The sequence below is a fragment of the Pseudomonas sp. E102 genome (assembly GCF_052660185.1).
Window position 1 is genome coordinate 4,590,237 of record NZ_CP084025.1, and the last position, 13,820, is coordinate 4,604,056.

A 13,820-nucleotide genomic window follows, 5' to 3' on the forward strand; every position below is an offset into this window, starting at 1 on the left:
CTCGAAAAATCGATCCCTCAACGCTCCACCGACCCGGGACGTTATACTCCCTGGCAAAATTTGAACTCAACCTATAAGGATTCGCCCATGAAAGCGTTCGGCAAAATCCTGGGTCTGGTACTTCTCGGGCTGTTGCTGATCATTGTGGCCCTGGGCTTTGCCCTGACCCACCTCTTCGATCCCAACGACTATAAAGAAGAGATCCGCCAGATAGCCCGCGATAAAGCCCACATCGAGCTGACACTCAATGGGGACATCGGTTGGAGCCTGTTCCCATGGCTGGGTCTGGAACTGCACGAAGCCAGTGTCGCCACCCTGGCCAACCCAACCCAACCTTTCGCCGACCTTCAGATGCTCGGGCTGTCTGTCCGGGTGATGCCGCTGCTGCGCCGCGAGGTGCAGATGAGCGATGTCCGGGTCGAAGGCCTGAACCTACGCCTGAACCGTGACAAGAGCGGCCACGGCAACTGGGAAGATATCGGCAAGGCGCCCACCTCCGCATCCACCCAGGAAGCACCAACGCCCGTCGAACAATCCACCCCGCCGGCCAGCGCACCGGCAGAAAAGCCGGCCCAGCCAACACGGTTGGACATCGACAGCCTGACCGTGAACAACGCCCGAGTGGAATACACCGACGAGCAGACCGGCAAGCAGTTCAGTGCCGAAAGCATCCAGTTGAGCACCGGCCCGATCCATGACGCTACCAACATCCCGGTTACCCTCACGGCGTTCCTGTCCAGCAACCAGCCGGCCGTCCGCGTGCGCACCGAGGTCACTGGCGAACTGCGCTTCGAGCGCGCTTTGCAGCGCTATCGGTTCGAAGACCTGAAGCTGTCCGGCGAAGCCACCGGCGATCCCTTGCAAGGCAAGACCGTGAGTTTCGCGGCCCAAGGGCAACTTTCCCTGGATAAAGCGGCAAACGTCGCCGAGTGGACCGGGATCAAGCTTTCCCTCAACCAACTGCGTGCACTGGGCGAGTTGAAGGTCAACGACCTCGACAAGACGCCACAACTGAATGGCGGCATTTCGATTGCCCAATTCGACTTGGCAAAGTTTGTCGACAGCGTTGGCCAAAAACTGCCAGCAATGGCTGAGGGCAGCCTGAGCAAGGTCGAACTGGCGAGCCGCATTGCCGGCACGCCGAACAGTGTCGAACTCAACGACATCAACTTGAAGGTCGACGACAGCAGTTTCAGCGGCCGTATCGCTGTGGAAGACTTTGCCAAACAGGCCCTGCGCGTGCAGCTCAAGGCCGATACGTTCAACGTCGACCGCTACCTGCCGCCAAAGTCCGCCGAAGCCGACAGCTCCAAGGCAGCCCGCGAGGCCGAAGTCAGCAACACCGAGGCCAGTGCCATGGCCGGCGCCGGCAGCACACCCCTGCCAAGCGCTCCAACCCAAGGCGCCTGGAGCAATGATCGGCTGTTTCCGGTGGAGCGCCTGAGCAAGCTGGACATCGATGCCGACCTGACCTTCGGCCAACTGACCCTCGACAAACTGCCGATCCAGAACGCCGCGCTCAAGGCGACCGGCCTGGGTGGCCTGTTGACTCTGGAGAACCTGCGCGGCGACCTGTACAGCGGCAACTTTGAAACCAAGGGCACCCTGGACGTACGGCAGCCTACGCCACAGTTGAGCCTGCAAACCCGCATCAACCGGGTGCCGGCCGAGAAAATCATCGAAAGCCAAGGCAAGAATCCGCCGGTCAAGGGTCTGGTCACGCTCAACAGCGCGATCACCGCCAACGGCAACAGCCAAAAAGCCCTGATCGATAGCCTTAATGGCACGGCCGGTTTCGTCATCAACGATGGCGTATTGCTCAATGCCAATCTTGAACAGCAACTGTGCAAAGGCATCGCCACGCTGAACCGCAAGTCACTCACTGGCGAACCTCGCGGCAAGGACACGCCGTTCCAGCAGCTCAACGGCAACCTCACTTTCACCAACGGCGTTGCCCACAACCCAGACCTGAAAGTCCGCATTCCCGGCATGACCGTCAACGGCAACGGCGACATCGACCTGCGCGTGCTGGGCATGGACTACCGCGTCGGCGTGATCGTCGAAGGCGACAAAAGCGACATGCCCGACCCTGCCTGCCAGGTCAACGAACGCTACGTCGACGTCGAGTGGCCGTTGCGCTGCCGCGGCCCGCTGGAGTTGGGTGCCAAAGCCTGCCGCCTGGATAACGATGGGCTGGGCAAGGTCGCGGCGAAACTGGCCGGAGACCGCCTCGGCGACAAGATTGACGAGAAGCTGGGCGACAAAGTCAGCCCTGAGCTCAAAGACGCGCTCAAGGGGCTGTTCAAGCGATGACATCCGAGCAGTTTTCCGCCGCGGTACTGGATTGGTTCGACCGCCATGGACGCCACGACCTGCCCTGGCAACAGGGCATCACGCCTTATCGGGTGTGGGTCTCGGAAATCATGCTGCAGCAGACCCAGGTCAGCACCGTGCTCAATTACTTCGACCGGTTCATGGCCGCCCTGCCAACGGTCCAGGCCCTCGCCGACGCGCCGGAGGATGAAGTGCTGCATCTGTGGACCGGATTGGGCTACTACACCCGTGCACGCAATCTGCAGAAAACAGCGAAAATCGTCGTGGAGCAATACGCCGGGGAATTCCCCCGGGATGTGGAAAAGCTCACCGAACTGCCGGGGATCGGCCTGTCCACCGCTGGCGCCATCGCCAGCATCAGCATGGACCTACGGGCGCCGATCCTCGATGGCAACGTCAAGCGCGTGCTGGCGCGTTTCACCGCCCAGGAAGGCTACCCGGGCGAACCCAAGGTTGCGAAACAGCTATGGGCCACCGCCGAGCGCTTCACGCCGCAAGACCGCGTCAACGCTTACACCCAGGCGATGATGGACCTGGGGGCCACGCTGTGTACCCGCAGCAAGCCCAGTTGCCTGTTGTGTCCGCTCAAAAAAGGTTGCGAGGCGCACATGCTGGGCCTGGAAACCCGCTACCCGATTCCCAAGCCACGCAAGGAAGTGCCCAAGAAGCGCACCTTGATGCCCATGCTGGCCAATCGCGAGGGCGCCATCTTGCTTTACCGTCGCCCATCCACCGGCTTATGGGGCGGCTTGTGGAGTCTGCCGGAACTCGATGGCCTGGATGATCTGCAGCACCTGGCCTTGCAACATTCCCTGGAGCTGGGCCCGCAACAGGCAATGCCAGACCTGATACACACCTTCAGCCACTTCCAGTTGGCAATCGAACCCTGGCTGGTCCGGGTCCGGGAAACCGGCCACCACGTGGCCGAGGCCGACTGGCTCTGGTATAACCTCGCCACCCCGCCGCGCCTGGGCCTTGCCGCCCCGGTCAAAACCTTGCTCGAACGCGCGGCCGCCGTACTGAATGCAGGAGAGTTGCAATGACCCGCACCATCATGTGCCGCAAGTACAAAGAAGAACTGGAAGGCCTGGAACGCGCGCCGTTCCCGGGCGCCAAAGGCCAGGACATCTACGACAACGTCTCGGCCAAGGCCTGGGGCGATTGGCAGAAACACCAGACCCTGCTGATCAACGAAAAACGCCTGAACATGATGAACGCCGAAGATCGCAAATACCTTCAAGGCGAGATGGAGAAGTTCTTTTCCGGCGAAGAATACGCCAAGGCCGAAGGCTACGTGCCGCCGTCCGAATAAGCCTTCCAGAGCGGGGGCGAATCGTAAGCGACGGTAATAATTAAATATTTTTTGATAACTCGCTTGACGCCCCCCTGAAAAACCCGTTTAATGCGCCCCGTTGCCCAGATAGCTCAGTCGGTAGAGCAGGGGATTGAAAATCCCCGTGTCGGCGGTTCGATTCCGTCTCTGGGCACCAAATACCGAAAACCCCGATCAAGAAATTGATCGGGGTTTTTTATTGCCTGGATTTTTCTTCCGCCGCCCTATCGACTCAGCTACATTCGTCCGCTCCCCTCCAGCAAGCGAGTCGAAATGGACATCACTGGCATCCCCTTCGGCACCACCGATTGGTCCACCATCGAGCCCACCGAGCATAAGGGCATTACCGGAACCGCTTATTGGCGAACGCGGCAGTTCGGGAGCATTCGGGTACGGATGGTGGAATACACCGCCGGTTACCTGGCCGACCATTGGTGCACCAAGGGCCATATCCTGTTTTGCCTAAAGGGCGAGCTCGATACCGAGCTCGAAGATGGCCGGCAATTTTTGCTCAAGCCAGGCATGAGCTACCAGGTGGCGGACCAGGCCGAGCCCCATCGGTCTTCGACTTCATCAGGGGCCACGCTCTTCATAGTCGATTGAGATTCGAAGCGTCCGCGTCGAAGCTGTAGGATAGATCGTCTTATCCATCAGGAATCCGACCATGTCATCGGCGAACAAACAGCACAAACGCAGCCAGCGCGCGAAGGCGAAAGCCAAGAACAACCGCATTCAGCGTGCTGCTGCGCCAAACGATTTCCTTGACCCGAACGATGAGCGCATCGACTTGGAAACCGTGGACTTGTCGGATCTGTTCGGACTCATGAGCGCCGCCGAAAAGGTCAGCCAGAAAGCCATGTGCGAAGCATTCCTGGCACATCCGCTGCTGGCGCTCGTGTTGGAACAGGAAGGCGAAGAAGAGGCCACCGACTTCATCATCACTGCATTGATCGAGTACCGTCGCCTGACCACGGGTGTCGATGAGCAGACCGCGCTGGATTGGGTGGAAAGCAAGCAATTCCAAGCCGACTATGTGGCCGCATCCCAAGCACTGAGCCAAGGCCAAGCCTGATTTTACGGCGTAGCCTATCGTGGATTACGCCCAACGGCTGGACACCCGCCGTGAAGGTAATGAACGCCTCTTCGCCGGCCGATACCAGGAGCGACAGACCGGCCATGCTGCCCGAACAATAAAGCGGGCTATTGACGATCGCCCACCCAATAAACCTGTGTAAGATTGATGCGTTTTTTTCTGCAACGCTTCACTCAAAGAGCTTCATTCTGCATGCCTGCACCGTCCGCCCCTCCGCCCTCCCTGATCCAGGCATTGCGGACTGAAACCGCTGAACTGCACATTGCCCTGGAGAAACGCTTGCCGTTTTTCTCGGAGCAACTGGATCTAGGCCTGTACCGGCGCTTGATAGCGGCATACCACGGTTTTTATGAGCCACTGGAACGTCGCCTCCATATTCTCGCGCTGACGCCGACGGGGCTGGACCAATCCCTACGCATCAAGCTGCCGGTGCTACGAGCGGATCTCATGGCGCTGGGTCTGGACGAAATGGCGATTGACTCGCTGCCCGTCTGCCAACTCCTGCCGCAGATTGATTCTCCGGCCGCCGCCCTCGGCGTTTCCTATGTGCTGGAAGGCGCAACATTGGGCGGACAGATCCTGCGACGCAGGGTGGCCGAACAGTTAGGTCTCGATTCATCCAGCGGTGCCGCTTTCCTCGACGTTTATGGAGAACTTACCGGCCGGCGCTGGAAGGATTTTCTTCAGTATCTAGGTGACCGGAACCTTGGCGACGACCAGACGCTCGAAGCCACACGCGCTGCCAAGGCGACATTCATCTGTTTTGAACGCTGGCTGGCCAGTCAGGAGGTTCTGTTATGAAACCGGAAAACCAAGAAGCCTTCGAAGAATTGCTGGCCAATTGCGCAGACGAACCGATCCGCTTCCCCGGGGCCATCCAGCCTCACGGCGTATTGCTGATGCTGTCCGAGCCTGATTTCGTGATCCGCCAGGTCAGCGCAAACGCGCAACAACTGACAGGGTATGATCCTCAAGAGCTTCTCGGTCTGCCCCTGGATGCACTGTTTGGGCAGGAACAGGCCGCAACCCTTCTGGAAGCTTTCCGCACCGAAACTGAAAGAGACAACGTTCCGCTCGACATCGTAGTGAGCCAGCAGCGCTTCGACGCCCTGATCCACCGCCATCAGGGCGCCTTGATTGTCGAACTGGAACAGCACCTGACCGACTACCGCCCCGAGGGCGTCAATGGCGAGGCCAACCTGGGCCGCATGCTGCAGCGTCTGCAAAGCGCGAAAACGCTCCAGGCCCTGTACGAAATCAGCGTGCGGGAGATCCAGGCCATGACCGGATACGACCGCGTCCTGATTTATCGTTTCGAGGAAGGAGGCCACGGGCAAGTCATTGCCGAGGCCAGCGCGCCTTCGATGGAGCTCTACAAGGGCCTGTTTTTCCCAGCATCGGACATTCCGGAACAGGCTCGCGAGCTGTATCGCACCAACTGGTTGCGCATCATCCCCAACGCCGACTACACGCCGGTACCGCTGATGCCCGAGCTGCGCCCCGACACGCAGGCGCCACTGGACTTGAGCTTTTCCACGCTGCGCAGCGTCTCGCCGATTCACCGTCAATACATGAAGAACATGGGCGTGTTGTCATCCATGAGCATCTCGCTGATGAAAGGCGAGCAATTATGGGGATTGATCAGCTGCGGCAACCGCCAGCCGCTGCATGTTCCCCACCAAATGCGCATGGCCTGTCAGACGATCGGCCAGATCCTCTCACTGCAGATCAGTGCGATGGAGGCTCTTGAACTGGCAGGGCAACGGGACGCCAAGCTCGAAGACCTCGGGGCGCTTGCCACTCTCATGGCCGAATCCAGCGAAAACGTCTTTGACAGTCTGTCCCACGACCCACAGCGTCTGATGGAACTCACCGGGGCCAATGGCGTTGCGATCATCGAGGACAACAAGCTGCATCGCCACGGACAGTGCCCGGAACCGGAGCAGATTCGTGAATTGCACAAATGGATAATGGAAACCGACCAACCGGTTTTTGCTCACCATAACCTGGGCGAAATTTTCGCGCCGGCCAAGGCTTATCCGGAGGTTGCGAGCGGTGTGCTGGCGATTCACCTGCCCAAGCCAGTGGAAAACGGCGTGCTGTGGTTCCGCCCCGAGGTCAAGCAAACCATCAATTGGAGCGGTGACCCTCAAAAACCCCTCGACCTGGAGCAAAGCGCGACCGGACTACGCTTACGCCCGAGGACGTCGTTCGAAATCTGGAAAGTCGAAATGGGGGGCATCAGTACCAAATGGAGCCATGGCGATGTATTCGCCGCCAACGACCTGCGGCGCTCGGCCCTGGAAAACGACTTGGCACGGCAAGTTCGCAAGGAGCGCCAGGCGGTGCAGGCCCGGGATGAGTTGGTTGCAGTCGTGTCCCATGATTTGCGCAACCCGATGACGGTCATTTCCATGCTGTGCGGCATGATGCAAAAGGCTTTCAGCTCCGATGGCTCCCACAGCTCGAAGCGAATTTCCTCGGCCATCGATACCATGCAGCAGGCCGCCAGCCGTATGAATTCGCTCCTGGAGGACCTTCTCGACACCTCGCGCATCGACGCCGGCCGCTACACCATCCACCCCAAGCCGATGGACGTGAGCCAGATATTCGAAGACGCGTGTTCATTACTGACGCCGCTGGCCTCTGCCAAGGCCATCGATATCTCTTTCCACGCCGAACCCAACCTCAGGATCAACGCGGACCCGGAGCGATTGTTCCAGGTGCTGTCCAATCTGATTGGCAATGCCATCAAGTTCACGCCGCAGAAAGGTAGCGTAGGTATCAGCGCAATGTCGGTAGGCGATGAGATCGTATTCAGTGTCCGCGACACTGGTGAGGGCATCGCGCCAGAACAACTGCCTCATGTTTTCGACCGTTACTGGACCACCAAGGACGGCAACCCGAACGGCACCGGCCTCGGACTTTATATTTCCAAGGGGATTGTCCAGGCTCATGGCGGTAAACTGCAGGCCGAAAGCCAGCCAGGCAAAGGCAGCGAATTCCGCTTCACCGTGCCGAAAATCGATTGAGCCGGCCACCGCCCCCTAACGAATTGGAAACCGAAGCCCAATGGCCTCACTGAACAAACAGCAGAAACGCGCCAAGCGCGCCAAAGACAAAGCCAAGCAAATCCGTATGACCGGGCGCAAATCCATCCCGATGTACGGCGATCCGGCTCACGCCACTGCCCAGCCGCCGGTCTATGTGCTGGAGCTATTCGCTAAGTTGCGTGAAGCCGAGGCCGTCAGCCGCAGCCAGATGCTCGACACGCTGCTTGCCGACGTTAGCGAAATGATCATCGAGCGTCCGGGCCTGCTGGACCTCAAGAACGCGGAAAACGAGGGCATGGCCGCCACCAACCTGGCCGCCGATATGCTGGTGGACTACCGCATGTGGGCCGACGACATGGACCGCGAGGCCGCCCAGCGCTGGCTCAGCACGCCGGAATTCATCAAGGATTTCAGCGAGGCGCTGGACCGTTATCGCCAATCCATGGAAGAGCCCGCCAGCGAGTAAGCTCTCGGCTACTCGCTGCTGTTCCAATGGAACACTAGCTTGCGCGCGGCTCCGCTGCCCACTTTGGCGGTGTCGCGACGCTCCTCGCCGTTACGCGTCGCTATCACGCTGTAACTGCCCGGCGGCAGTTGTACATACACCAATGGGCCTGCGTCGCTGAGCGTCAGCAATGTCTGTCCCGTTGAGCTCTGCACGGTCACCTCCACATCCGGGACGTATTTGCCCTCCGGGCCGATCGCAAAAGTCATGTGCAGGTTGTAGCCCTGGGCCTGTTCGATGGCCCGGGCTTCGTCTTCGCCGATACCGCCGGACAGGTAGCTGATACCGTTCTGTTGCATGGGCTGGACCTGGACGCCTGCGTTGTCGATGGGCGCGAGGTTGGTGGCGTTGAGCATGATGGGAAAAAGCAGCGCACCCAGAACGATGGGGCAATATAGCAACTTCATGACCACAACTCCTGATAGGGAACACCACCTCGTTTGATCGTTTTATGAACACCCATGTTCAGATCGATTGGAAGTTGAGCCGAATGCCAAACGGAATAGACAACGCTCATCCGGTTAACCCTTCCCACCCCCGCCCAAAGCTGGCACCATCGCGCCTTTTTTTACGCGACTCCCCGGGCAAATCGCCGATGGACAGGGTTCAAACAGCCGTTCGGTTGTTGATGGCGCGACAGTCTGCTGCGCCGATGCGACAACCTGTCACTCATCATCGGTCTACCGTCCGAAGCGCTGTTGGCTGTCATTCGGACGCATGCTAGCTTGGCCGCCTCGCCAGGAAGGCTGCCAATAGCAAGGGAGCACAAATCATGAGGATCGCACATGGCCCAGGCCACGCCCGCGCTTGAAATCCGCAACTTGCACAAACGCTACGCAAAGCTGGAGGTGCTCAAAGGCGTCTCGCTGACCGCTCGCGACGGTGACGTGATCTCGATCCTGGGTTCCTCCGGCTCCGGCAAGTCCACGTTTTTGCGTTGCATCAATCTGCTGGAAAATCCCAACCAGGGTCAGATTCTGGTCGCAGGCGAGGAGCTCAAGCTCAAGGCTGCCAAAAACGGTGAGCTGATCGCCGCCGATGGCAAACAGATCAATCGCATGCGCAGCGAGATTGGTTTTGTATTTCAAAACTTTAATCTCTGGCCGCACATGAGCGTGCTCGACAACATCATCGAAGCCCCGCGCCGCGTGCTGGGCCAGAGCAAGGCCGAAGCCGTGGAAGTGGCCGAAGCCTTGCTGGCCAAGGTCGGCATTGCTGACAAGCGCCACGCCTACCCTGCCGAACTGTCCGGCGGCCAGCAACAACGTGCCGCCATCGCCCGCACATTGGCGATGCAACCTAAAGTCATTCTGTTCGACGAGCCGACTTCTGCCCTTGACCCGGAAATGGTCCAGGAAGTACTAAGCGTGATCCGCGCCCTCGCCGAAGAAGGTCGTACCATGCTGCTCGTAACCCACGAGATGGGCTTCGCCCGCCAGGTATCGAGCGAAGTCGTGTTCCTTCACCAAGGGCTCGTCGAGGAGCAAGGGTCGCCACAGCAGGTCTTCGAAAACCCGCTTTCGGCGCGCTGCAAACAATTCATGTCCAGCAACCGCTAACGGAGCAGTACCTATGCAGACCTACAGGAAATTCTTTTTGGCTGCTGCCGCCAGCCTGGTCTTCTCGGCCAACGTCATGGCGGCCGACAAACTGAAAATGGGCATCGAGGCGGCCTATCCGCCGTTCAATAACAAGGATGCCAGCGGCCAGGTCGTAGGCTTCGATAAAGACATCGGCGACGCGCTGTGCGCCAAGATGAAAGTTGAATGTGAAGTGGTCACTTCCGACTGGGACGGCATCATTCCGGCCTTGATGGCCCAAAAGTTCGATTTCCTGATTTCTTCGTTGTCGATCAACGAAGAGCGCAAGCAGGCCGTTGATTTCACCGACCCGTACTACTCCAACAAGCTGCAGTTCATTGCGCCGAAAAACGTCGAGTTCAAAGTCGATAAAGATTCCCTCAAGGGCAAGGTCATCGGAGCCCAGCGTTCCACCCTGGCTGGTACCTGGATGGAAGACAACATGGAAGGCGTCGAACTGAAACTCTACGATACCCAGGAAAACGCCTATCTGGACCTGACCTCCGGCCGCGTTGACGGGATCCTGGCGGACAAATACGTGAACTACGACTGGCTGAAAACCGACGCCGGCCGTGCCTATGAGTTCAAGGGCGACCCAGTGGTGGAAGGCGACAAGATCGCCATTGCAGTGCGCAAGGGTAATGACGAACTGCGCAACAAACTGAATGCCGCGCTGAAGGAAATCGTTGCCGACGGCACCTATAAAAAGATCAACGACAAGTACTTCCCGTTCAGCATCTATTGATACTGACGTGCCTGGCCGGCGTTGCTACCCAGTAGCGCCGGCCCTTAGCAAAGCCTGCCGCGATATGAACACACGCCCATGATGATCGACCTCTACGGATTCGGCCCGGCGCTTGCCGCCGGCGCGCTGATGACCGTCAAGCTGGCCCTTTCGGCTCTCTGCCTGGGGCTGGTGCTCGGCCTGCTCGGCGCCTTGGCCAAGACCTCCCCGTACAAGCCGTTGCAATGGCTTGGCGGCACCTATTCGACACTGGTCCGCGGCATTCCGGAATTGCTCTGGGTGCTGTTGATCTACTTCGGTACCGTCAACCTGATGCGTGCCTTGGGTGAATATTTCGGCAATCCCGACCTAGCCCTCAATGCCTTCGCCGCCGGCGTCATCGCCCTCGGCCTATGCTTTGGCGCCTACGCCACCGAAGTATTTCGCGGTGCGATCCTGGCGATACCCAAGGGGCACCGTGAAGCCGGCGTGGCGCTTGGCCTGTCGAAATGGCGGATCTTCACCCGATTGATCCTGCCGCAGATGTGGCGCATCGCCCTGCCCGGCCTGGGCAATCTGTTCATGATCCTCATGAAGGATACCGCACTGGTTTCGGTGATCGGCCTGGAAGAAATCATGCGCCACGCGCAAATCGGCGTGACCATTTCCAAGCAACCGTTCACTTTCTATATGGTCGCAGCGCTTATGTATCTGGGCCTGACGGTGCTCGCCATGATCGGCATGCACCTGCTGGAAAAACGCGCCGCCCGCGGCTTTGCCAGGAGCACCCAATGAACTGGGAAGTCATCATCAAATGGCTGCCGAAACTGGCCCAGGGCGCCACGCTTACACTGGAGCTGGTGGCCATCGCGGTGATCGCCGGCTTGCTGCTGGCGATCCCATTGGGCATCGCCCGTTCATCGCGGCTGTGGTACGTGCGGGCGTTTCCCTACGCCTACATCTTCTTTTTCCGTGGTACGCCACTGTTGGTCCAGTTGTTCCTGGTCTATTACGGCCTGGCACAGTTCGATGCCGTGCGCAGCAGCGCGCTGTGGCCGTATCTGCGGGACCCGTTCTGGTGCGCCACGGCCACCATGACCCTGCACACCGCCGCCTACATCGCCGAGATCCTGCGCGGCGCCATCCAGGCCATTCCCCGCGGCGAAATCGAAGCCGCACGAGCCTTGGGCATGTCGCGGCCCAAGGCGCTGTTCTACATCATGCTGCCCCGGGCCGCGCGCATCGGCTTGCCCGCCTACAGCAACGAAGTGATCCTGATGCTCAAGGCCAGCGCCCTGGCAAGCACGGTGACCCTGCTGGAACTCACCGGCATGGCGCGCACCATCATTGCCAGGACCTACATGCCAGTGGAAATTTTCTTCGCGGCCGGCATGTTCTACCTGCTGATGTCCTTCGTACTGGTGCAAGGCTTCAAGCAGCTTGAACGCTGGCTGCGCGTCGATGCCTGCCAAGGGCGCTGACAGCCAAGTGCTGACGGGTGAAGCATTGCTCACCCGTTTTACCGCGCTGGATGCGTTTCTTACAACGCACCAGTCACTATGGAAGCCTCGGCCCTTCACGCATCTGCAATTGCCTTGGGAAACTTCCCACCCGGAATTGGCCCGATGGCTACGCGAGCGTTCGCTGGACGCAGCGGAAAACGACCATCATCAACCATGGTTGATTGAGAGCGCGCCAGCGCCATTCCCGGAACTGGCTGCTCTCTCCCGGGCATTGAGCGCCGTGGCTGAATTGCCGGCCAACTCGCTCGAAGCTCCCAGCCATCGCCTCAACGTCGACGTACCCGGACGCAAATGGCAGCAGATAGAAGCCTTTGCCAGCCGCCTGCGCTTCACCACCCCACCGATCCATTGGCTCGATTGGTGCGCCGGTAAGGGCCACCTTGGCCGGCGCCTGTTGCAGGATGGACAACAACTAACCTGCCTGGAATACGACCCCGCCCTGGTCGCCAGCGGCCAGTTGCTGAGCCAACGCCATCACCTGCCCGCCACGCACTCGCAACAAGACGTATTGGCGGCAGACGCAAACCAGGCGCTGCGCCCCAGACACACCCCGGTGGCTCTGCACGCTTGCGGCGACTTGCATGTGCGCCTGATGCGTCTGGCCAGCGCCGCTGGCTGCGCACAATTGGCTATCGCGCCGTGCTGCTACAACCGCATCAGCACCTCGGAATATCAGCCGCTGTCCGACGCCGCAAAAGGCTCTGCCCTACAGCTGTCGCTCGACGATCTCAGCCTGCCGCAGACCGAGACCGTCACCGCTGGCGCCCGCGTAGGAAGACAACGGGACCAATCCATGGCCTGGCGCCTGGGTTTCGACCTGCTGCAACGGCAAATCAGAGGGGGCGACGACTACCTGCCTACTCCCTCGTTGCCCAGCGTCTGGCTGGAAAAATCCTTCGCCCAGTACTGCACCGACCTGGCTGCCCTGAAAGACTTATCCACAATCGGCACGCCTGATTGGGTCGCCCTGGAAGCAGCCGGCCACCAACGTTTGGCCGAGGTGCGTAACCTGGAATTGGTGCGGGGCCTTTTCCGCCGCCCCCTGGAGCTTTGGCTGGTCTTGGACCGGGCACTTTTCCTTACTCAGAACAGCTACAACGTCCGCCTTGGCACCTTCTGCGAGACACCTCTGACACCGCGCAACTTGCTATTGCTGGCAGAACGTTAATGAGGCGAAACAGCCTGTGGATAACTCTGTTGATGAATTAAACCAGGATCCAAGAAAACCGCGATTTCCGGGCTGAATCTCAGCTGGTCATTTTTTGTTCACATGGATAAAAAACCATGAAAACAGCAGCTTGCGAGCAAACGGGAAAGCGGTCACAAAACAGAAAGATATCCCTCGCAGCGTCCTTTCGATTGTGCATAAGCGTTTGAGCAAACCAGCATAAAGGTTGGGTCTGACGTCTTTTGCGCTCAGGCATCAAGTGCTTTGGCTTGCCTCGATTCGAGTCAGGCAACCGCACGCTACCAGGCCCCTCGCGCCCCGCCCAGCGGCGCCACATCCACCAGAACTGCAGCTCGTCTAAAAATAGTCAGAATTCAGGGGTTTACAGAACCTTCCCAATCGCTATAATCGTCGCCCACACGCCGGTATAGCTCAGTTGGTAGAGCAACTGACTTGTAATCAGTAGGTCCCGGGTTCGACTCCTGGTGCCGGCACCACATTAGGCTC

At 59.4% G+C, this 13,820-nt stretch carries 14 protein-coding genes and 2 tRNA genes; 15 read left to right on the forward strand and 1 reads right to left on the reverse strand.

Going from position 1 to position 13,820, the window contains the following annotated elements:
- Positions 1-87 precede the first annotated feature (87 nt).
- The 9 genes from DOCECA_RS20735 to DOCECA_RS20775 all read left to right on the forward strand — a co-directional run bounded on the left by DOCECA_RS20735 (position 88) and on the right by DOCECA_RS20775 (position 8,279).
- Positions 88-2,313 carry an AsmA family protein gene (locus tag DOCECA_RS20735; RefSeq protein WP_434608282.1) on the forward strand — a complete coding sequence of 742 codons (2,226 nt, stop codon included), beginning with the start codon at positions 88-90 and terminating at the stop codon, positions 2,311-2,313.
- Positions 2,310-3,377 (forward strand): A/G-specific adenine glycosylase, encoded by a 1,068-nt coding sequence (gene mutY, locus DOCECA_RS20740; protein ID WP_420766344.1) that lies wholly within the window; start codon positions 2,310-2,312, stop codon positions 3,375-3,377. The genes DOCECA_RS20735 and mutY overlap by 4 nt, the downstream gene beginning before the upstream one ends.
- The gene (locus tag DOCECA_RS20745) at positions 3,374-3,646 is read left to right on the forward strand and encodes an oxidative damage protection protein (RefSeq protein ID WP_039592693.1); all 273 of its coding nucleotides are present in this window, start codon (positions 3,374-3,376) and stop codon (positions 3,644-3,646) included. Before mutY ends, DOCECA_RS20745 begins: the two co-directional genes overlap by 4 nt.
- 102 nt (positions 3,647-3,748) lie before the next feature.
- Positions 3,749-3,824, forward strand: a tRNA-Phe gene (locus tag DOCECA_RS20750).
- Between the two features lie 116 nt (positions 3,825-3,940).
- The gene (locus tag DOCECA_RS20755) at positions 3,941-4,270 is read left to right on the forward strand and encodes a DHCW motif cupin fold protein (RefSeq protein WP_420766345.1); all 330 of its coding nucleotides are present in this window, start codon (positions 3,941-3,943) and stop codon (positions 4,268-4,270) included.
- A 61-nt stretch (positions 4,271-4,331) separates the two neighbouring features.
- Positions 4,332-4,739: a hypothetical protein gene (locus DOCECA_RS20760; RefSeq protein WP_434649274.1), complete on the forward strand. Its 408-nt coding sequence runs from the start codon at positions 4,332-4,334 to the stop codon at positions 4,737-4,739.
- 213 nt (positions 4,740-4,952) lie between these two features.
- The gene (locus DOCECA_RS20765; protein ID WP_434608288.1) at positions 4,953-5,561 is read left to right on the forward strand and encodes a biliverdin-producing heme oxygenase; all 609 of its coding nucleotides are present in this window, start codon (positions 4,953-4,955) and stop codon (positions 5,559-5,561) included.
- The gene (locus tag DOCECA_RS20770; protein WP_434649273.1) at positions 5,558-7,792 is read left to right on the forward strand and encodes an ATP-binding protein; all 2,235 of its coding nucleotides are present in this window, start codon (positions 5,558-5,560) and stop codon (positions 7,790-7,792) included. Before DOCECA_RS20765 ends, DOCECA_RS20770 begins: the two co-directional genes overlap by 4 nt.
- Positions 7,793-7,832: 40 nt before the next feature.
- Positions 7,833-8,279, forward strand: coding sequence for a hypothetical protein (locus DOCECA_RS20775; RefSeq protein WP_420766349.1), 447 nt, complete (start codon positions 7,833-7,835; stop codon positions 8,277-8,279).
- Positions 8,280-8,287: 8 nt separating this feature from the next.
- On the opposite strand, the gene DOCECA_RS20780 is transcribed toward DOCECA_RS20775, so the two are convergent.
- Positions 8,288-8,725, reverse strand: a complete 438-nt coding sequence (locus DOCECA_RS20780; RefSeq protein WP_434608295.1) for a carboxypeptidase regulatory-like domain-containing protein — start codon at positions 8,723-8,725, stop codon at positions 8,288-8,290.
- 378 nt (positions 8,726-9,103) lie between these two features.
- Between DOCECA_RS20780 and DOCECA_RS20785 the strand changes: the two genes are divergently transcribed.
- The 6 genes from DOCECA_RS20785 (at position 9,104) to DOCECA_RS20810 (ending at position 13,810) form a co-directional block, all read left to right on the forward strand.
- Positions 9,104-9,877: an ABC transporter ATP-binding protein gene (locus DOCECA_RS20785; RefSeq protein WP_420766351.1), complete on the forward strand. Its 774-nt coding sequence runs from the start codon at positions 9,104-9,106 to the stop codon at positions 9,875-9,877.
- A gap of 13 nt (positions 9,878-9,890) precedes the next feature.
- Complete coding sequence (locus DOCECA_RS20790) at positions 9,891-10,643, forward strand: ABC transporter substrate-binding protein (protein WP_434561154.1); 753 nt, start codon at positions 9,891-9,893, stop codon at positions 10,641-10,643.
- 78 nt (positions 10,644-10,721) lie between these two features.
- Positions 10,722-11,417, forward strand: coding sequence for an ABC transporter permease (locus tag DOCECA_RS20795; protein WP_420766353.1), 696 nt, complete (start codon positions 10,722-10,724; stop codon positions 11,415-11,417).
- Positions 11,414-12,103, forward strand: coding sequence for an ABC transporter permease (locus DOCECA_RS20800; protein WP_420766354.1), 690 nt, complete (start codon positions 11,414-11,416; stop codon positions 12,101-12,103). The genes DOCECA_RS20795 and DOCECA_RS20800 overlap by 4 nt, the downstream gene beginning before the upstream one ends.
- Positions 12,084-13,313, forward strand: a complete 1,230-nt coding sequence (locus DOCECA_RS20805; protein ID WP_445571005.1) for a methyltransferase — start codon at positions 12,084-12,086, stop codon at positions 13,311-13,313. Before DOCECA_RS20800 ends, DOCECA_RS20805 begins: the two co-directional genes overlap by 20 nt.
- A gap of 421 nt (positions 13,314-13,734) precedes the next feature.
- Positions 13,735-13,810: transfer RNA gene (locus tag DOCECA_RS20810), tRNA-Thr, on the forward strand.
- The last annotated feature ends 10 nt before the right edge of the window (positions 13,811-13,820 follow it).